17 protein-coding genes are annotated in these 17,963 nt (G+C 71.8%); 7 read left to right on the top strand and 10 right to left on the bottom strand.

From position 1 onward, the window contains the following. The first annotated feature begins 59 nt into the window (after positions 1 to 59). From ACYVF7_RS52075 to ACYVF7_RS52065, 3 genes are all read left to right on the top strand, one after another. Positions 60 to 1,328 (top strand): cytochrome P450, encoded by a 1,269-nt coding sequence (locus ACYVF7_RS52075; protein ID WP_460354641.1) that lies wholly within the window; start codon positions 60 to 62, stop codon positions 1,326 to 1,328. A gap of 91 nt (positions 1,329 to 1,419) precedes the next feature. Beyond that, positions 1,420 to 2,691 (top strand): cytochrome P450, encoded by a 1,272-nt coding sequence (locus ACYVF7_RS52070; protein ID WP_460354638.1) that lies wholly within the window; start codon positions 1,420 to 1,422, stop codon positions 2,689 to 2,691. Between the two features lie 163 nt (positions 2,692 to 2,854). Further along, positions 2,855 to 4,129 carry a cytochrome P450 gene (locus tag ACYVF7_RS52065; protein WP_460354635.1) on the top strand — a complete coding sequence of 425 codons (1,275 nt, stop codon included), beginning with the start codon at positions 2,855 to 2,857 and terminating at the stop codon, positions 4,127 to 4,129. Between the two features lie 13 nt (positions 4,130 to 4,142). Here ACYVF7_RS52065 and ACYVF7_RS52060 read toward each other — a convergent pair whose 3' ends face one another. From ACYVF7_RS52060 to ACYVF7_RS52050, 3 genes are read right to left on the bottom strand one after another with little or no spacing between them, the layout of a single operon-like run. Then, entirely contained in the window at positions 4,143 to 4,406 is a 264-nt protein-coding gene (locus ACYVF7_RS52060; RefSeq protein ID WP_460354633.1) for a DUF6510 family protein, read from the bottom strand. Between the two features lies 1 nt (position 4,407). Further along, positions 4,408 to 5,151, bottom strand: coding sequence for a ferredoxin reductase (locus ACYVF7_RS52055; protein ID WP_460354631.1), 744 nt, complete (start codon positions 5,149 to 5,151; stop codon positions 4,408 to 4,410). Continuing rightward, a complete protein-coding gene (locus tag ACYVF7_RS52050) occupies positions 5,121 to 5,720 on the bottom strand; it encodes a sulfite oxidase-like oxidoreductase (protein ID WP_460354629.1) in 600 nt (199 codons plus the stop codon). The genes ACYVF7_RS52055 and ACYVF7_RS52050 overlap by 31 nt, the downstream gene beginning before the upstream one ends. 182 nt (positions 5,721 to 5,902) lie before the next feature. Between ACYVF7_RS52050 and ACYVF7_RS52045 the strand changes: the two genes are divergently transcribed. Further along, positions 5,903 to 6,304: a hypothetical protein gene (locus tag ACYVF7_RS52045; RefSeq protein ID WP_460354627.1), complete on the top strand. Its 402-nt coding sequence runs from the start codon at positions 5,903 to 5,905 to the stop codon at positions 6,302 to 6,304. Positions 6,305 to 6,368: 64 nt separating this feature from the next. Here the strand turns inward: ACYVF7_RS52045 and ACYVF7_RS52040 are convergent, their stop codons facing one another. The 3 genes from ACYVF7_RS52040 to ACYVF7_RS52030 all read right to left on the bottom strand — a co-directional run bounded on the left by ACYVF7_RS52040 (position 6,369) and on the right by ACYVF7_RS52030 (position 9,984). Next, entirely contained in the window at positions 6,369 to 7,166 is a 798-nt protein-coding gene (locus tag ACYVF7_RS52040) for a family 1 encapsulin nanocompartment shell protein (protein ID WP_460354624.1), read from the bottom strand. After that, the gene (locus ACYVF7_RS52035; protein WP_460354623.1) at positions 7,163 to 8,236 is read right to left on the bottom strand and encodes a Dyp-type peroxidase; all 1,074 of its coding nucleotides are present in this window, start codon (positions 8,234 to 8,236) and stop codon (positions 7,163 to 7,165) included. The genes ACYVF7_RS52040 and ACYVF7_RS52035 overlap by 4 nt, the downstream gene beginning before the upstream one ends. Before the next feature lie 599 nt (positions 8,237 to 8,835). Then, positions 8,836 to 9,984, bottom strand: coding sequence for an ADP-ribosylglycohydrolase family protein (locus tag ACYVF7_RS52030; RefSeq protein WP_460354621.1), 1,149 nt, complete (start codon positions 9,982 to 9,984; stop codon positions 8,836 to 8,838). A gap of 108 nt (positions 9,985 to 10,092) precedes the next feature. Here ACYVF7_RS52030 and ACYVF7_RS52025 point away from each other — a divergent pair, with 108 nt between their 5' ends. Next, the gene (locus tag ACYVF7_RS52025; protein ID WP_460354618.1) at positions 10,093 to 10,554 is read left to right on the top strand and encodes a hypothetical protein; all 462 of its coding nucleotides are present in this window, start codon (positions 10,093 to 10,095) and stop codon (positions 10,552 to 10,554) included. 85 nt (positions 10,555 to 10,639) lie between these two features. After that, entirely contained in the window at positions 10,640 to 11,698 is a 1,059-nt protein-coding gene (locus ACYVF7_RS52020; protein ID WP_460354615.1) for a D-alanyl-D-alanine carboxypeptidase family protein, read from the top strand. Between the two features lie 346 nt (positions 11,699 to 12,044). Here the strand turns inward: ACYVF7_RS52020 and ACYVF7_RS52015 are convergent, their stop codons facing one another. Both ACYVF7_RS52015 and ACYVF7_RS52010 read right to left on the bottom strand, forming a co-directional pair. After that, positions 12,045 to 12,626, bottom strand: a complete 582-nt coding sequence (locus ACYVF7_RS52015) for an SAF domain-containing protein (RefSeq protein WP_460354613.1) — start codon at positions 12,624 to 12,626, stop codon at positions 12,045 to 12,047. A 109-nt stretch (positions 12,627 to 12,735) separates the two neighbouring features. Beyond that, positions 12,736 to 13,533 carry an S-methyl-5'-thioadenosine phosphorylase gene (locus tag ACYVF7_RS52010; protein WP_460354610.1) on the bottom strand — a complete coding sequence of 266 codons (798 nt, stop codon included), beginning with the start codon at positions 13,531 to 13,533 and terminating at the stop codon, positions 12,736 to 12,738. A gap of 186 nt (positions 13,534 to 13,719) precedes the next feature. On the opposite strand from ACYVF7_RS52010, the gene ACYVF7_RS52005 reads away from it, so the two are divergent. Further along, entirely contained in the window at positions 13,720 to 15,813 is a 2,094-nt protein-coding gene (locus ACYVF7_RS52005; RefSeq protein WP_460354608.1) for an MMPL family transporter, read from the top strand. A 106-nt stretch (positions 15,814 to 15,919) separates the two neighbouring features. On the opposite strand, the gene ACYVF7_RS52000 is transcribed toward ACYVF7_RS52005, so the two are convergent. Beyond that, complete coding sequence (locus ACYVF7_RS52000) at positions 15,920 to 16,267, bottom strand: FmdB family zinc ribbon protein (RefSeq protein WP_460354605.1); 348 nt, start codon at positions 16,265 to 16,267, stop codon at positions 15,920 to 15,922. Positions 16,268 to 16,363: 96 nt separating this feature from the next. After that, positions 16,364 to 17,845 (bottom strand): potassium/proton antiporter, encoded by a 1,482-nt coding sequence (locus ACYVF7_RS51995; RefSeq protein ID WP_460354602.1) that lies wholly within the window; start codon positions 17,843 to 17,845, stop codon positions 16,364 to 16,366. Between the last annotated feature and the right edge of the window lie 118 nt (positions 17,846 to 17,963).

Below are 17,963 nucleotides of genomic sequence, written 5' to 3'. Positions count from 1 at the left end.
CACTAAGTCACGCCCAGCCGCCCGCACTGGACGACCTTCACCGCCCCGGAAGGCACCCCATGCCCGAGCTCGACCCGAACGACCTGACGAACCACCTCCTGGGCCCGCCGTCGCCGATCCCGCCGGACGCGGTCCCGCTGTACGGGCCGCGCTACCGGGAGAACCCCGCCGAACTGATGCGCGAGTTGCGGCGGACGCACGGGCCCGTCGTGCCGGTGCTGCTCGAGGGCGACGTGTTCGCGTGGCTGGTGATCGGGTATCGGGAGCTGCACCAGCTCCTGAGCGACCCGCAGATGTTCGCGCGCGACTCGCGCATCTGGAACCAGTGGCCGAACGTCCCGCCGGACTGGCCGCTCATGGCGTTCGTCGCCTACCAGCCGTCGGTGCTGTTCGGTGAGGGACCCGACCACCAGCGCCGGGTCGACGCCATCAGCGACGCCCTCGGCGGAGTGGACCAGTTCGAGCTGCGCGCCCGGTGTGAGGAGATCGCCGACGCGCTGATCGACGAGTTCGCCGGCAGCGGCGAGGCCGAGCTCATGACCCAGTACGTGTACTCGATCCCGGTGATGACCGTCGCCGGGATGATGGGCATCTCGACGTCCGAGATCGCGGTCGTCGCCCGGGACGCCATCGCCGCGCTCGACGGCGGCGAGGGCTCCCAGGAGGCCTACGGGCGAGTCCTCGCCGTGATGCAGCGTCTCGTGGCGGCGAAGCGTGCGGAGCCGGGCGCCGATGTCACCTCCCGGATGCTGGCCCATCCGGCGGCCCTGACCGACGAGGAACTCGCCCTCGACCTCATGCTCGTCGCGATGGGAGGCCAGGAACCGACGGCGCTCTGGATCGGCAACACGCTGCACCTGATGCTGACCGACGACCGGTTCTCCCTGACCCTCTCCGGCGGCCGTAGCAGTGTCGGCCAGGCGCTCCTCGAGGTGCTGTGGGAGAACGGGCCTGTGCAGAACTCCCTCGGGAAGTGGGCGACCCGCGACACACAGCTCGGCGGGCGGCACATCCGGGCCGGCGACGCGCTCCTCATGGGCATCGCGGGCGCGAACGCCGACCCGTACGTGCGGGCCGCCTCGGCGGGAGCCGCGCCGGCCAACAACGCGCACCTGTCCTTCGTGCACGGCAGCCACGGGTGCCCGCACCCGGCGCCGGAGATCGCGGAGGTCATCGCCCGAACCGCCGTCGAGGTGCTCCTCGACCGCGTCCCGGACGTGATCCTCGCGGTGCCCGCCGAAGAACTGACCTGGCGGCCGTCCTTCCAGCTGCGCGGACTGCTCTCGTTGCCGGTGAAGTTCTCCCCGGTGCCCACCGCAAGATCATGATCCGTGGCATCCTCTCTTCTCGGCGCCGGGTCTTGATCCACTAGCCACGCCCAGCCGCCCGCACTGCCCTCACGGCCCCGGAAGGCACCCCATGCCCGAACTCGACCCGAACGACCCGACGCACCGCCCCGTGGGCCCGCCGACCCCGATCCCACCCGACGCCGTCCCGTTGTACGGCCAGCGTTACGACGAGAACCCGGCCGAGCTGTACCGGGAACTCAGGCGGGAGTACGGGGGTGTCGTGCCGGCGCTGCTCGAAGGGGACATCTTCGCGTGGCTGGTCATGGGGTACCGGGAACTGCACCAGATGTTCAGCGACTCGCAGCTGTTCGCCCGCGACCCGCGCATCTGGAACCAGTGGCCGAACATCCCGCAGGACTGGCCGCTCATCCAGTACACCGCCTACCAGCCGTCGGTGCTGTACGGAGAGGGGCCCGAGCACCAGCGCCGGGTCGACGCCATCAGCGACGCCCTCGCCGGAGTCGACCAGTTCGAGCTGCGCGCCCGCTGCGAGGAGATCGCCGACGCGCTGATCGACGAGTTCGCCGGCAGCGGCAAGGCCGAGCTGATGACGCAGTACGCCTACTCGATGCCGATCATGGCCATCTCCGGGCTCATCGGCATCTCCATCGGCGACATCGGGGACACCGCGCGGGACCTCGTCGCCTCGCTCGACGGCGGCGAGGGGGCCCTCCCGGCCTACCAGAGGGTCGCCGGCCGGATGCGGAACCTGGTGGAGGCCAAGCGTGCGGAGCCGGGCCCGGACATCACCTCGCGGATGCTGGCCCACCCGGCGGGCCTCACCGACGACGAGCTCTCCTTCGACACGCTCATCCTCACGCTCGCGGCCCAGGAACCGACGGCGAACTGGATCGGCAACACCCTCCAGCTGATGCTCACCGACGACCGGTTCTCCCTCACGCTCTCCGGCGGCCGCCAGAGCGTCAGCCAGGCGCTCAACGAGGTGATGTGGGAGAACATCCCGGTGCAGAACAGCTTCGGGCGCTGGGCCACCCGCGACACGCAGCTGGGCGGGCGGCACATCCGGGCCGGTGACGGGCTCATCCTCGGCCTCGCCGGCGCCAACGCCGACCCGTACGTCCGGCCCGCCTCGTTGGAGGGCGCGCCCGCCAACAACGCGCACCTGTCCTTCGCGCACGGCAGCCACGGGTGCCCGCACCCGGCGCCGGAGCTCGCCGAGGTCATCGCCCGTACCGCCGTCGAGGTGCTCCTCGATCGGCTTCCGGACGTGACCCTGGCGGTGCCCGCCGACGAGCTGGCCTGGCGGTCGTCGTTCCAGATCCGCGGCCTGCTCTCGCTGCCCGTCACGTTCGCCCCGGCCCCGGTCGCCACCGGGCCCTGACCCACCACTCGTGAAGGTTCCCCGGCGCCGGTCACCGCCGGGTCTTTACCATGTATCTTTCTCGACCAACCGACCCCGACCGACCTCGTATCTCCCCCGACCGACCTCGTATTTCTCCCGACCAACCAACCCCGACCGACCTCCCGGGCTGGGAAGGCCATCAATGACCGAGCTCGAGCCGGCAGCTGACGCGGCGATCCGTCCCCTGGGGCCGCCGTCCCCGGTCCCGCCGGGCTCCGTGCGGCTGTACGGGTCGCTGTACGACATGGAGGACCCCGCTCAGCTCTATGGGGAGCTGCGGAGTGAGCACGGGCCGGTCGTGCCGGTTCTGCTCGACGGGGACGTCCCGGCGTGGCTCGTGGTCGGGTACCGGGAGGTCCACCAGGCGCTGAACGACTCGGTGCTGTTCGGCCGCGACTCGCGTCGCTGGAACCAGTGGCCGAACGTCCCGCCGGACTGGCCCCTCATGGTCCTCGTCGGCTACCAGCCCGGATCGATCCTGTTCAGCGAGGGGTCCGCTCACAAGCGGCGGGCCGAGGTGATGACCGAGGCCATGGCGGAGGTCGACCAGTTCGAGCTGCGGTCCCGGTGCGAGCGGATCGCCGACGGGCTCATCGACGAGTTCTGCCTCGCCGACGAGGCCGAGCTCCTGGCCCGGTTCGCGAACCGGATGCCGATCCTGGCGCTCGCCGGGATGTTCGGCCTGCCCGACGACGAGGTGCCCGGCGTCGCGGAGGACGTGATCGCCATCATCGACGGCGGGGAGGGCTCGCTCGAGGCGTACCAGCGGTTCGCGGCGACTCTGGGCGGCCTCGTCCGGCTGAAGCGCGCCGAGCCCGGGCCGGACGTCACGTCCCGCATGGTCCACCACCCGGCCGGCCTGTCCGATGAGGAACTCGCCCAGGACCTCCTCATCATGACGATCGCCGGCCAGGACCCCACGGCCAACTGGATCGGCAACACACTGCGGCTCATGCTGGTCGACGACCGGTTCTCCCTGACCCTCGCGGGCGGGCGCCGCAGTGTGGGTCAGGCGATGAACGAGGTCATGTGGGAGGAGTCGCCCGCCCAGAACACCTTCCGCTGGGCGACCCGCGACACCATGCTGGGCGGCCGGCAGCTCCGCGCCGGCGACGCGGTCGTCGTCTGCTTCGCCGGCGGGAACTCCGACCCCCTGGTGCACCCGGACCTCGACACCGGCGCGGAGAGCAACCACGCCCACTTCTCCTTCGGCCACGGCGACCACAGCTGCCCCTACCCGGCGCCGGAACTCGGCCAGGTCATCGCGCAGACCTCCGTGGAGGTCCTCCTGGACCGCCTACCGGACGTACGCCTGGCGGTGCCGCCGGACGAGCTCGAATGGCGGCCGTCCTTCCGGGTCCGCGGACTGACCTCGCTGCCGGTGAGGTTCTCCCCGACGATCCCCGTCGGCACCTGACGGCCGGGCGGGGTCAGTCCAGCGGGATCCGCAGGGCGACGCTGCCGCGCAGGTCGAGCCAGGCCGCGGTCGGCGTGCGGACCATGCGCAGGACCACCTCCTCGCAGCCGGGGCAGCGGGCGACCAGCCCCGGCGCGTGGGTGTAGACCCGCAGGTCCGCGACCGGGCCCGTACGGCCGCAGCCCGCGCACCGGGTGTCCGCCGTGGTGACGTCGAAGGTGAAGATCTCACTCAGCGGGCCGGCGAGCGCGTTGCCGTCCTCGTAGTCGTCGATCACGTCAGCCTCCAGTCGGGCCGAATCGCTCGGTCTTGATCTTGCGCGCGTCGTGGCCGAGGGAAAGGAGGATGTCGGCGGCGGTCTCGACGAACCCGGTGGGCCCGCAGACGAAGCAGTCCGGCGCGAAGTCGGCGGGCCATCCGCCGGAGTTCAGGTCGGCGACGGTGAGCCGCCCGGGCGGCCGGGACCAGCCCTCCGGCACCTCCCGGGTGTAGACGTACGCGACGTCGAGGCCGGGGTCGGGGCGGCGCAGCTCGGCCGCGTAGTACCGGTCGGCGGGCGTCCGTACCGAGTAGACGAGGCGGAAGGGCGTACGGCTGCCCGCCTGGCGGCGGGCCCGGACCATCGCCATCAGCGGCACGATGCCCGAGCCGCCCGCCACGAGCAGCACCGGCGCGGTGTCGGCGGGCCGCCAGACGAACCATCCGCCGACGGGCCCGCGGATCTCCACCGGGTCGCCGACGGACAGGCCCTCGGTGAGGTAGGAGGAGACCTCGCCGTCGGGGACGTCCTGGACGGTCAGCTCGACGCGGTCGCCGTCGGCGGGCGCGGCGAGGGAGTAGCTGCGCTGGGCCGTGTAGCCGTCGTCGGCGGTGAGCCGCACGTCGACGTGCTGACCGGCCAGGTGGCCCGGCCACCCGGGGGTGTCGAAGACCAGCGTGCGGGCCGTCTCCGTCTCCGCCCGCGCCTCGGCGAGCCGGGCGACCCGCCAGCTCAGTCGCCCTGGTATCGCTGCTCGCGCCATGGGTCCCCATAGTCGTGGTAGCCGGCGGTCTCCCAGAAGCCCGGCTCGTCCTCGTCCATCAGCGTGATGCCGCGCACCCACTTGGCGGACTTCCAGAAGTAGAGGTGCGGCACCACCAGCCGGGCCGGGCCGCCGTGCTCGGGCGCCAGGTCCTCGCCGTCGAAGCGGTACGCGATCCACGCCTGGCCGTCGAGAAGATCCTCCAGCGGCAGGTTCGTGGTGTAGCCGCCGTACGAGTGGATGAGGGCGTAGTCGGCGGCGGTGTCGACGTCCTCCAGCAGGGTGTCGAGGGACACGCCTTCCCAGGTGGTGCCGAGCTTCGACCACTTGGTGACGCAGTGGATGTCCACCGTGGGCGTCTCGCTGGGCAGTGCCATCAGCTCCTGCCAGGTCCAGCGGTGCTCCTGGCCGGTCTCGGTGGTGACGGTGAACTCCCAGTCCTCGGTCCGGATCCGCGGGGTGGGACCGGCCGACAGAACGGGGAAGTCCTCGGTGAGGTACTGGCCGGGAGGCAGCTTGACGCCCTCGCTCCGCCGCCGGCCGTGGAACCCCGGCGACACGATCCCCATCACCCGACTCCTTTCGTTCGTTCGCTTTCAGGGTGTCGTACCCGTTCTGTTCGACGGCCTATGCCGGTCACCGCCGCCTCGTTCGTCCATTGCCGGTCATCCTCGCTCTAACGACCGTATAAGTCATTGAACACCGCTACTCTGCTCGCGTGAGTGGTCGACATCGGGACAAAAGGGGCGAAATGCGCGCGGTCGCCGTCCGGCGACTGAGCGCACTGACGGCGGGTGCCCCGCGCCGACGGATGGTGCTCGTCGGCGGGATCATCGCCGCGTTCGCCTTGGTCATCGGCGGAATGACCACCATCTTCAGCGGGGGGCCGAACGGAGGGGCGGCCGAGGTGGCGCCGTCCGCGACGTCCCCTTCCAGAGTCTCGCCGCACGTCAGGTCCTCGCTGCGCGAGCAGACCCCGGCCACGGCCGTCCGGACGGAGTCGACGCGGCCCTCGGCGAGCGCGTCCCCGGCGCGCATCGGCGGGACGCCGACCACCGCCTCCGCGTCGCCACCCGGCCGCGACTGCCCGCCCGGGCTGCGCAAATCGCCGCGGAAGTGCAAGACGCGCATCGGTCAGGACCAGGGAGACTGAGCGCGGACGACGGGGAGACGGCTCGAGTCCCTTCCCCCCGCCGCCGGCCGTGGAACCGCGCCGCCTACGCGGTTAGGGCGACGGCCGCCTCGGCGGTGTGGGCGAGGAAGGTAAAGGTCTCTTGGAAATACAGCTGCACGGTGTCCGCGTCGTGGCTGAGGTAGCCGATCGACAGGTCCTGGCCGAGACTCAGCTCGAAGTCGCCGCCGCGCGTGGACAGCAGGAACGCGCCGTCGATCGCGGGCGCCCAGACGATCTCGCCGTCCAGCACCCGGGCGATGTGCTCGTGGATCGGGTAGCCGTGGTCGGTGGTCTCGTTGACGGCGGTGTACGCGTCGGCGCTCAGCACCAGCGCGTACGGGTCGCCGACCCCCGCGAGCCGTAGCGCGCTCATGGCCCGGCTGACCGCGTCGGGGTACTCGCGCACGTCGGACGGCAGGGACAGCACCGGGTTCGAGGCGCTCGCGCGGATGCCCGCGATGCCGCCCTCGGCGTACCCCTCGAAGATCGCGCGGTCCTCGGCGAACGCGATCCGCCGGGCCGCGTCCTTCACCGGCTGCCAGTCGGCGTCCTTGGCCCCGCGTTCGACGTCGTCGACCTGACGCCGGTCCACGGTGAACGGCACGCGGAGCTCGACGATCGGCTGGGACCGGCGCGTGTGCGCGACGATGCCGTCACCTGGGGCGGCGACCCGGTCCAGGTGCCCGGTCGCGACCGCAGACAGCTCGACGCCGCCCGGTTCCGGGACGTCGACGACGCGGCGGCCGGCCACGTGGCGCTCGAACGTCCGCCGGGCCTCGGCCTCCAGGTCGGCCCAGGCGGCGGCGGAGATGGGCGCGAGTTCACGATGCAGATTGTTCAACGGATCCTGCTCCTGTTCAGGCCGCCGATCCCCAGGGAACCGTCGGGCGTGGTCTCCGGCTTGCCGGGGGTCGTGTCGGACGCCGCGCCCGCGTCCGCCCCGACGACGTCCGTCGTGGCGGCGGGCTCGGCGGGAGGCGGGTCGTCGAGGAGGTCGGCGCTCGGTACGAAGAACAGCGTTCCGGTCAGCGGCGTCGAGAAGTCGAGGATCCGGTCGTGGTTGCCCGGGGGATCGCCGATGAACATGTTCTCGAGCATCTTCTCGGTCACGGCAGGCGTGCGGGCGTAGCCGATGAAGTAGGTGCCGAACTCCCCGCGGCCGACGTTGCCGAAGGGCATGTTGTCGCGCAGGATCTGGCGCTCGGTGCCGTCCGGGTCGGTGATCGTGGTCAGCGCGACGTGGGAGTTCGACGGCTTGACCGCGTCGTCCAGCTCGACGTTCTCCAGCTTCGTGCGGCCGATGATCCGCTCCTGGGCGTCCACCGGCAGGGCGTTCCACGCGTCCATGTCGTGCAGGTACTTCTGCACGATCACGTAGCTTCCGCCGGCGAACTCCGGATCCTCGTCCCCGATCAGGACCGCCGCGCTCGCCGCAGGGCCCACCGGGTTCTCGGTGCCGTCGACGAAGCCGAGCAGGTCGCGCACGTCGAAGAACATGAACCCCTGCACCTCGTCCTCCACCGTCACGGCCCCGCGCAGGCGGTTCATGATCAGGGAGGCCAGCTCGAAGCACAGGTCGAGCCGGCCGGCGCGGACGTGGAAGAGCAGGTCGCCGGGTGTGGCCACGGCGTGGTGCACGGCGCCGGACAACTCGCGGAAGGGATGCAGCTCGGCCGGGCGCGGCCCGCCGAAGAGCCGGTCCCAGGCATCCGACCCGATACCGGCGACACAGCTCACTCTGCCGTCCGGCACCCGGAAGCCGACCGACCGCGTCAGCCCCGAAAGGTCGGCCAGCAGCTCGCGGGCGATGGGCTCGCCGCCGGGGTCGATCGTGACCACGAGGAAGACCGCCGCGGTGGTCAGCGGGCTCAGCACCGGCTGTGGGACCCGGCCCTGCGTCGTCTCGGCCATCGCACGACCCTTCCTCGTGGGGATCGGGGCAAGCCTGTCATGGTGGAATGTCCCCCGGTGCGCGCGGGGTGCGCATTCGCCGATTCGAGCTTTTAGGCGGTCCAAGATCGCTACTCTGCTCGCGTGAGTGGTCGACATCGGGATGAAGCGCGCAAAGCGCGCATGGCCGGCGCGCGGCGCGCGCCGGCATCGGCGTTGCGCTGGGTCGCGTTCGGCGGTGGGTCCATCGCCGCTCTGGGCCTGGTCATCGCGGGTGCGACCGTTCTCTTCCAGCATGGCCACGAAGCGAAGGACGGTACGGCGGGCACGATGCCGTCCGCCATGGCGTCCATGCTGACCGCGCCGTCCAACCCGTTCGAGCCGTCCGTGTCGGCGCCGTCCGCGTCGGAATCACCGCGGGCCATACCGGCCGCGAAGGAGACGCACCGGAAACCGGTCGTCCGGACGACACCGACACGGCCCAAGCCCACGTCGACACGGCCACCGGCCGGCGGGCAGCCGCCTGTGACGAGCCCCCCTGGCAAGCCTTCCCCCAAGCCGTCGCGGACCCGCTGCGTACTTCCGTCAGGGATCCCGTGCGACAAGAACCCGATCAGTCCCTAGATGTCGCGGACGTGCCAGTTCATCGGCACGTCACCGGTCTCCGGGTCGGCCGGCGGGTTGGGACCGAACTCCAGGGCGGCGTCGGCGGCGATCCGAATGATGATCGGCCGCAGCTCGACGCCGGACTGCCAGTGGCCGGGCAGTGCGGCCGTGCCGTACCGCGCGCCCAGCAGGTTGCCGCAGATCGACCCGGTCGAGTCGCTGTCGCCGGAATGGTTCACCGCGAGCCGCAGCGCCCGGCGCACGACGTCGACGGGCTCGCTGTCGCGTACGGTCAGTGCGGCGCACACCCCGATGGCCAGTGCCTCCTCGCCGGTCCACCCGCCGCCGAGCGTCTCCAACCGCTCCGGCGTGAGCGCGTCACCCTCCCGGGCCAGCGCGACCGCCGCGTCCAGCGACGCCGAGGTCTCCTCATGGCTCTCGTAGGTCTCCAGCTCCGTACGGGCGGCGTCGAGCGCGTCCGCGAGGTCGGCGCCGCGCACCAGGCCCCAGACGGACGCGGCCAGCACGCCGGCCGGAAGGTACCCGCTGGGATGGCCGTGGGTCAGAGCCGCCGACCTGACGCCCATCGCGAACGCGGCCCGGCGGCATTCGGCGGCGCCCGCCGGTACGCGCGGAGAGAAGGGGAAGCCCGCCGGCGCCGCCCGCATGACCCCGCCGCAGCCCTTCGAGTCGTTGATCGGCTCCTCGACGGTCCCCACGGGGACGTAGGGGCGCTGCCGGGCGGCGACCGTGTGCAGGGCGGACCGGCAGGTCCGGCCCGGACCGCGCCGCTGGTGCATCTCCGGCTGGGCGAACAGCCAGCTTCCGGCGTACACGTCCTGCTCGGGGATCTCCTCGCCCTGGGTGCGGAGCCACCGCAGGTACGCCGCCTGCAGCAGACCGGGGGCGGCGCCGCCGATGCCCTTGGCGCGCTCCCGGATCGACGCCTGGATGAGCGCCTCGGCGGTGAACAGCGTCATCTGCGTGTCGTCCGTGATGGCGCCCGCCCGCACCCGGGCGTCGCCGTACTCGGTCAGCCCCGCCTCGCCGTACGTCGCCCGGATCTCCGCGATCGGCCGGCCCTCGATCGGCGCGCCGAGCGCGTCGCCGATGGCACCTCCCAGCAGGCATCCCAGCATTCGGTCCGGATCGGGAAATGTCATGCGATCGCCCACTCCGATGAGTCTGCCAGGGAATAACCATGAATCGGGCGGTACGGGTCCTTCGGATACGAGTACTCAGCGGGCTTTTTCTCGCTACCCTGACTCCCCGTGGATGGCGTATACGAGGACGCAACGGACACTCCGCGGACGACCATCATCAGCCGTGTGTGGGGGCGGTTCGAGCTGCTGCCGTTCCGCCGCGGCGTGACGCTGATCGCCGTTCTCATCGCCGTGCCCGCCCTCCTCATCGGCGGCCTCGTCGTCCTCCACGGAGGCGGGAAGGGCGACCGGCCCCCGCCTCGTGCGGCCGCCGCGGCGCCGTCGGCGCGGCAGAGCGACCCGAGCGAGATCGACCGGGCGCAGCGCACGTGGGGCGAGTTCGTGGCCTCCCGCAGCGAACGGCCCGCCTCGAAGCCCGACCCGGGGGCCCCGCGCGCGACGCAGAGCCCGCGTTCCCGGCCGGCCCCCACCACGGGCCCGCCCTCCACCCGCTGCCCGCCGGAGCTGAAGAAATGGCCCTGGATGTGGGAGCTGTGCAAACATCGGCGCGGCGGTCACGGACGCCCCTGAGGTCTCCGGCAAAGCATGGAGCACCTCGTCACCTGTAGTACCGTCGATCCGCCGCACTTTCCCCAGTCCCCCGGAGGATCTCCGCGTGCCAAGCACTCGGTCAGCGGCGCTGATGGCGGCGATCACGGCGGTCGTGCTCTTGCTGATTACGGGCGCTGCGGATCAGTCGTCGGCGGCCCAATCGCCATCGGCCGACAGCGTCAAAGCCCTGCGTCAGCAGGCCGAAAAGGCCAAGAACGAGCTGTCCAAGGCCACCAAAGCCTGGCAGGAGCAGAAGAATGAGCTGAACGCCTCCGAGGCCAAGCTCAAGACGACGCTCGCCGGCCTCGGTACCGCCAACGCCGAACTGAACAAGATCCGTGAGCCGCTGGCCCAGCTGGCCGCCAGCGCGTACAAGCAGCCGGGCATCATCGGGGTGCCGGGGCTGATCGGCGGCAGCGACCCCGACGGTGCGCTGGCCGCCGCGACCGACCTGACGATGCTCACCAACGACCAGAAGTCCCTCATCGACAAGGCCGGCCGCCTGCAGAAGCAACGCGAGCAACTGACCGCGTCGGCGCAGGATCTTCAGTCGAAGAACGCGGTTCAGGAGGCGAAGCTCGCGCAGGAGATGAGCGGCCTCAAGGACCGCTCCTCCCGCATCACCGCCCAGCTGACCGCCGCGCTCAAGAAGCTCGATCCCAACACCCGGCTGCAGCTCACCTGCCAGAAGAGCCTCGTCCCCGAGGCGCGGAAGTTCCCCAACGGCCTGATCCCCTCGCGCTACCTCTGCCCGCTGCCCCAGGCCGGCCGGAGCCTCCGCGCGGACGCCGCGCTGGCCTTCTACAAGCTGAACACCGCCTACAAGGCGCATTTCGGCACGCAGATGTGCCTCACCGACTCCTACCGGCCGCTGGCCGAGCAGCAGCGCATCTATGCCAACCGGCCCGGCATGGCGGCAGTGCCGGGGCACAGCAACCACGGCTGGGGCACCGCGGTCGACCTGTGCGGCGGCGTGCAGAGCCAGGGCTCCGCGCAGTTCAACTGGCTCCAGGCGAATTCGAAGACGTACGAGTTCTTCCACCCGGCATGGGCCTACAGCAGCCCCTTCGAGCCGTGGCACTGGGAGTACACCAAGGAGGACACCCCCGACTCCAGCGACTGAGGCGGCACGGCAGCGGTGATGCCGCGACGGCCGGACCAGTCGCCGGGCCGTGGGGGAGGACCGCGTCAGCAGTGGTGCCTCGCTCGCTACGGACGGGGGGCTTTGAGACGCGCCCTAGCCGGTTCTGGCTCGATTTTCGTGAGTGAACGGCTCCGGACCAGGCGAACCCGTCCGCCCACCGCCCCGCCTCCCACGGCCCTTTGCTCTGCTTACCCTGAGTACACATCTGGCACGGTCCACCGCCTACTCGGCGTAAGCAGAGCAAAGGCCTTCGGGAACACATGCAGCCTTGCCCGGGGCCTGGGCGACCGTTACCGCGACCGCCACGAAATGTGAGTCAAAACCCCTAGCCGACGATCGAGACCGACAGGCGGGAGTCGACGGCGGCGCGGGCGATGGCCGCCGCCTGGGCGCGGCCGGTGCGCAGCACGATGAGGGCTCCCTCGTCGGGATCGGGGCCGGGCCGGGGCACGGCGACCACCGGGACTCCGGCCGCGACCGTGCGCGCCGGCAGCGGGCCTTCGGTGCGGGCGGCCAGGAGGTCGACGTGGTCGCCGGCGTGCAGCAGCCGTACGACGGCGGCGTCGGCGAGCCGCACCGGCATGGCGACCGTGCCAGGGGCGGCGTCGTCCAGGAGAGTGCCGCCGCGCAGCCGTACGTCGGTCAGCGGCTCGCCTCGGCGGATCGGCCCGGTGAGGGTGCGCCCGGCCGCCCGGCGGACCGCGCCGTCGGGCACGGCGCGGGCGGGCAGGGTGCGCACGCCGACGTCGGTGGCGCTCAGCGTCGCGCCGGCCGGCAGGTCGCGGGCGGCCACGAGGACCGCGACGCCGCGCGGGTGGGGGCGGGCGGCGGCCAGGCCGAGCGCCGCCGCACCGGCCGCGAGCCCCGCGGCGATGAGGCGCCGATGCCGGCTCAGCAGCGTTCTCATCGCCGTCCCCGCGCGCTCGTCTCGGATGGGGGAGCGAAGATCTCGGCTGCGGGAGCCGCGTGATGCCCGCCGGCTCGGGTGACACCACCGGCTCGGCCGCACCCCCTGGTCATGGCAGGTCGAAGGGGAGCTTGAGGCCGTCGAGGGCGTGCGGGCAGGGGCAGTCACGCTCGGCGGACAGCGCGCCGACGATGTCGACGACGAGGCCGCGCAGGCGGTCGACGTTCTGCGCGAAGACGCGGAGCACCTCCTCGTGGGTCACGCCCGCTCCCTCCTCGACGCCGGCGTCGAGGTCGGTGACCAGGCAGGCCGGGATGTAGCAGAGGGCCAGCTCGCGGGCGAGGACGGCCTCGGGGTGGCCGGTCATGCCGACGAGGGTCCAGCCCTGCGCGGCGAACCACCGGGACTCGGCCCGTGTCGAGAAGCGCGGCCCCTCGATGATGGCCAGGGTGCCGCCTTCGACCGGCTGCCAGCCCATGCCCTGGGCGGCCTCCACCACCGTGCGACGCCCGCGCGGGCAGTACGGGTCGGCGAAGGCGACGTGGACGGCGCCGTCGTCGTAGTAGGTCTGCGCGCGGCCGCTGGTGCGGTCGACGAGCTGGTCGGGGACGGCGAGCGTGCCGGGGCCGTAGTCCGGGACGAGGGAGCCCACCGCGCTCGGGGCCACGACCTGGCGGACGCCGAGGGAGCGCAGGGCCCACAGGTTGGCCCGGTAGGGGATCTTGTGCGGCGGGAAGCGGTGGTCGCGCCCGTGCCGCGGCAGGAACGCCACCCGGCGGCCGGCCACCGTGGCCAGGGCGATGGAGTCGCTGGGCGGTCCGTAGGGGGTGTCCACCTGAATCTCCTCGACGTCGTCGAGGAAGGAGTAGAAGCCGGACCCGCCGATCACGCCGATCTCTGCATGCATGAGCCGGACCCTAGCCGCCCGCCGCACCGCCCCGCGAGAGCGCCCCCACAGCCTGTGGACAACCCCAGGCGACCGGGTCCCGCCGCGACTCATATCGAACTCGCGATATGTCTTGTCGGATCGAGCATACGCGTAATATCTTCTCTCAAACAGAGACGACATGTCGCGTTTCAGGGAAGGTGAACCATGTCCAGTCGACTGGCCGGACTCCCCGCCGGCCGCCGTACCAAGTGGGTCGTCCTCGCCGCCTGGCTCATCCTGCTGATGGTCGGCGGCGCCCTCGGAGGCAGGCTGCAGGGGGCCACGAAGAACAGCGCCGACGCCTACCTGCCCGGCGGCGCCGAGGCCACCCAGGTCATCAAGCTGCAGAAGAAGCTGCACCATGAGGACGGGATGCTCACCGTCGTGGCGTACGACCGGCGCGGCGGCGTCACCGCGCAGGACGTGGCGTCCGTGCGGTCGGCGGCCGAGCGGTTGACGGGCGTGCCGCACGTCGGGCCGGTGACCGGCCCGGTCACGTCACGGGACGGCGAGGCGATGCAGTTGCTCGTCCCGATCCAGGGGGACGGTGACGCCGTCCTCACCGCCATCGACGAGGTCCGGAAGGTGGTCGAGCGCGGCCCGCCCGCCGGGCTCGACGTCCGGGTGACCGGCCCGGCCGGCACGATGTCGGACCTGATCGGAGTCTTCAAGGAGATCGACGGCACGCTGCTGTTCGTCACGCTGGGCGTGGTGATCGTCATGCTGCTGCTGACGTACCGCAGCCCGTTCCTGTGGATCGTCCCGCTGTTCGCGGTCGGCTCGGCGTACATGCTGTCGCAGGGGCTGGTGTACCTGCTGGCCGAGGCGGGGCTCACCGTCAACAGCCAGAGCACCGGGATCCTGGCGGTGCTGGTCTTCGGCGTGGGCACGGACTACGCGCTCCTGCTCATCGCCCGCTACCGGGAGGAACTGCACCGGCACGAGGACCGGCACGAGGCGATGCGGCTCGCGCTGCGCCGCGCGGGACCCGCCGTCCTGGCCAGCGCCGCCACGGTCACGCTCGCCACGCTGTGCCTGCTGGTCGCCGAGCTCAACTCCACCAGCGGCCTCGGCCCGGTCGCGGCGGTCGGCGTCGTCTGCGCGCTCGTCGCCATGACCACGCTGCTGCCCGCCCTGCTCACGACCCTGCCGCGCCGCGTGTTCTGGCCGGCGGTTCCCCGGTACGGGGTCCGGTACGTCGCCGAGCCCGACGCGCTGGAGAAGGAGCACGGCGTCTGGGCCCGCGTCGCGGGGTTCGTCAGCGCCCGGCCGCGCGTGATCGCGGTGGGCGGCGTGCTGGTGCTCGCGGCGCTGGCGTTCGGCATGCTGTCGCTGAAGACCGGCCCGGTGTCCAACGCCGGCCAGTTCGTCGGGACGCCCGACTCGGTGGTGGGCGAGCGGGTGATGGCGCGGCACTTCCCGGCCGGGGCCGGCAGCCCGGCGGTCGTGATCGGCCCGGGTGATCCCGGCCTCAGGGCCGCGATCGCCCGTACGCCCGGGGTGTCCGACGTGAGCGCGCCGGTCACTCTCGGGGGCTACGAGCAGTACGAGGCGACGCTGTCCAGCGCGGCGGACACCCAGACGGCGCGCGACACGGTCGACCGGCTACGCGCCGCCGTACGGCCCCTGGGCGCCAAGGTCGGCGGGACCACCGCCGTCAACCTCGACACCCAGCGCGCTGCCGCGCACGACAACAAGGTGATCATCCCGATCATCCTCGCCGTCGTGTTCGTGATCCTGGCCCTGCTGCTGCGGGCCGTCGTCGCGCCGCTGCTGCTGATGGCGACCGTCGTGCTGTCGTTCGCGGCGGCGCTCGGGGTCTGCGGGCTGGTGTTCACGCACGTGTTCGGCTTCGAGGGCGCCGACTCGGGGTTCCCGCTGCAGATCTTCCTCTTCCTGGTCGCCCTCGGCGTCGACTACAACATCTTCCTCATGACGCGGGTGCGCGAGGAGTCGCAGCGGCTGGGCACGCGGCGCGGCGTGCTGCGCGGGCTCACGGTGACCGGCGGTGTGATCACGTCGGCCGGGGTGGTGCTGGCAGCGACGTTCGCGGCACTGGCGACCCTGCCGGTGACCGGAACGGTGGAGATGGCCTTCGCGGTGGCCTTCGGCGTGCTGCTCGACAGCCTGCTGATCCGGTCCCTGGTGGTCCCGGCGCTGGCGTACCAGATGGGCCGGCGCGTCTGGTGGCCGGGCCGCGCGGCGGGGGACCGGCCGCTCGCGTCGGATGAACGGCCGCTGTCGCGGGCCGGGCGCTGATCAGGCCGGACGGGCCCTCGCGGGTCGCGGAGGTGACCGGAGGTCACTGAGCGGCACGACCCGCGGGGGCCCGTCGCGCACGTCCTTCACACTCGGAGCGCCGAGGTCAGGCGACCTTCTCGCCGGACGAAGAACCCGAAGAACCAGACGAACCCGAAGAACTCGACGAACTCGACGAACTCGAGGAGCTCGAAGACTCGGAGGAGGACGTCGACTCCTTCTTCGCCTCGGTCTTGGCGGGCTCCTTCTTCGTCGAACTGGACGAAGTGGTCGCACCGCTGCGGCTGTCGGTGCGGTAGAAGCCCGAGCCCTTGAACACGATCGCGGCCGCGGAGAACACCTTGCGCAGACGCCCGCCGCATGCGGGGCACTCGGTCAGCGCGTCGTCGCTGAACTTCTGCACGACCTCCAGAGGCTCACCGCATTCGGTGCACGCGTACTGATACGTCGGCACGAGTTCCTCCTAGCTGTACACAGCCCTCAAGACTGGCACTCTCGCTCAGTGACTGCTAATGCTACCGGGCGTCGAATCATTCCCGGTGCCCCATGCTCACTGTTCGCCGCGCTCGCCGTACCAGCCCGCCAGCTTCCCGCGCCTGCTGACGGCGCGCAACCGGCGTTCGGCCGCCGGGCGGGCGGCGCTCGTGGCCACGACCAGCAACTCGTCGCCCGCGTGCAGGGCCGTGTCCGGGCCCGGCACGAAGCTCTGGCCCTCCCGTACGACGAGGGTGATCACCGCTCCCTCGGGTAGGCGCAGCTCGAAGATCTCCACGCCGTTGAGGTGGGAGTCCGGCGGGATACGGATCTCCAGCAGGTCGGCGTGCAGCTCCTCCAGCGGAGCGGCCTCGATGTCGATCTCCCGGGCGCGGTCGGGGATGGTCACCTTCAGGACCCGCGCCAGCGACGCGAGCGTCGGCCCCTGCAGCAGGGTGAAGACCACCACGATGATGAACACCTGCGCGAACAGCGCCCGCGCCCCGGGCAGCCCGGCCGACGCCGGGATGGTGGCCAGCACGATCGGCACCGCGCCGCGCAGCCCCGCCCACGACAGGAACGCCTTCTCGCGCCAGCCGATCCCGAAGAACGGTGTGGAGACCAGCACCGACAGCGGCCGGGCCACCAGCACCAGCGCGAAGCCGCAGATCAAGGCCGCGCCGATCTGCGCGGGCAGCTCCCGCGGCGAGTCGAGAATGCCGAGCATGATGAACAGCCCGATCTGGGCCAGCCACGCCAGCCCCTCGGCGAACCCCCGGGTGGCGGGGCGGTGCGGCAGCGGGCTGTTGCCGAGCACCAGGGCCGAAATGTACGTCGCGAGGAACCCGCTGGCGTGCGCCATCGACGCCGCGCCGTACGCGCCGACGGTCAGCGACAGCACCGCGATCGGGTACAGGCCCGACGCGGGCAGCGCCGCCCGGCGCAGGGCGTACGCGCCGAACCGGCCGACCACCAGGCCGATCACCGCCCCGGCGGCCAGCTCGTAGACCAGTTCGGCCACCATGAGCAGCGGCGTCGGCGCGTGGTGGGCGCTCAGGGCGACGACGAGGATGACGACCGGCGCGTCGTTGAAGCCCGACTCGGCCTCGAGCACCCCGGTCACGCGTTCGGGCAGCGGCAGCCGCCGCAGCACGGAGAAGACCGCCGCGGCGTCGGTCGGGGCGAGCACCGCCCCCAGCAGGAACGCCAGCCGCCACTCGATGCCCACGAGCCAGTGCGCCGCCGCCGCGACCACCACGATGCTGACCGCCGTGCCGGCGATCGACAGCGAGAGCGCGGCCGGCACGCCCTGCCGTACGGCCGACCAGCGGGTGGTGAGCCCGCCTTCGGCCAGGATCAGGACCAGGGCCGCCAGGCCCAGGGTCTCGGCGACGGCCATGTTGTCGAAGCGGATGCCGAATCCCGCTTCGCCGAGCAGCAGGCCGAGCGCGAGGTACAGGAGCAGACTCGGCAGCCCGCTCCGGTGCGCCAGGCGTACCGCCACGATCGCCGCAATGACCACGACCGAGCCGAGCAGCAGCCACAGGTCGAGTTTCACCGACACCCCCTTGATCAGGACCTTCTCACAACCGGTCACAGGTGGTGGACGGGGCGTCTTCCGGTACGGAGACCGGGGACGTTCCCGGAACGCGGTCGCGCGGGATTGCGCGACCACT

Source organism: Actinoallomurus acanthiterrae, from assembly GCF_054775715.1.
Note: the sequence above shows the minus strand (reverse complement) of the source record. Positions and strands in the feature narration are given on the sequence as shown.

What these genes read in the sequence shown, in the direction of transcription:
- ACYVF7_RS52075 (WP_460354641.1), top strand. Translation starts at nt 60, where the DNA reads ATGCCCGAGCTCGACCCGAACGACCTGACGAACCACCTCCTGGGCCCG.
- ACYVF7_RS52070 (WP_460354638.1), top strand. Translation starts at nt 1,420, where the DNA reads ATGCCCGAACTCGACCCGAACGACCCGACGCACCGCCCCGTGGGCCCG.
- ACYVF7_RS52065 (WP_460354635.1), top strand. Translation starts at nt 2,855, where the DNA reads ATGACCGAGCTCGAGCCGGCAGCTGACGCGGCGATCCGTCCCCTGGGG.
- ACYVF7_RS52055 (WP_460354631.1), bottom strand. Translation starts at nt 5,151, where the DNA reads ATGGCGCGAGCAGCGATACCAGGGCGACTGAGCTGGCGGGTCGCCCGG.
- ACYVF7_RS52050 (WP_460354629.1), bottom strand. Translation starts at nt 5,720, where the DNA reads ATGGGGATCGTGTCGCCGGGGTTCCACGGCCGGCGGCGGAGCGAGGGC.
- ACYVF7_RS52045 (WP_460354627.1), top strand. Translation starts at nt 5,903, where the DNA reads ATGCGCGCGGTCGCCGTCCGGCGACTGAGCGCACTGACGGCGGGTGCC.
- ACYVF7_RS52035 (WP_460354623.1), bottom strand. Translation starts at nt 8,236, where the DNA reads ATGGCCGAGACGACGCAGGGCCGGGTCCCACAGCCGGTGCTGAGCCCG.
- ACYVF7_RS52030 (WP_460354621.1), bottom strand. Translation starts at nt 9,984, where the DNA reads ATGACATTTCCCGATCCGGACCGAATGCTGGGATGCCTGCTGGGAGGT.
- ACYVF7_RS52015 (WP_460354613.1), bottom strand. Translation starts at nt 12,626, where the DNA reads ATGAGAACGCTGCTGAGCCGGCATCGGCGCCTCATCGCCGCGGGGCTC.
- ACYVF7_RS52010 (WP_460354610.1), bottom strand. Translation starts at nt 13,533, where the DNA reads ATGCATGCAGAGATCGGCGTGATCGGCGGGTCCGGCTTCTACTCCTTC.
- ACYVF7_RS52005 (WP_460354608.1), top strand. Translation starts at nt 13,720, where the DNA reads ATGTCCAGTCGACTGGCCGGACTCCCCGCCGGCCGCCGTACCAAGTGG.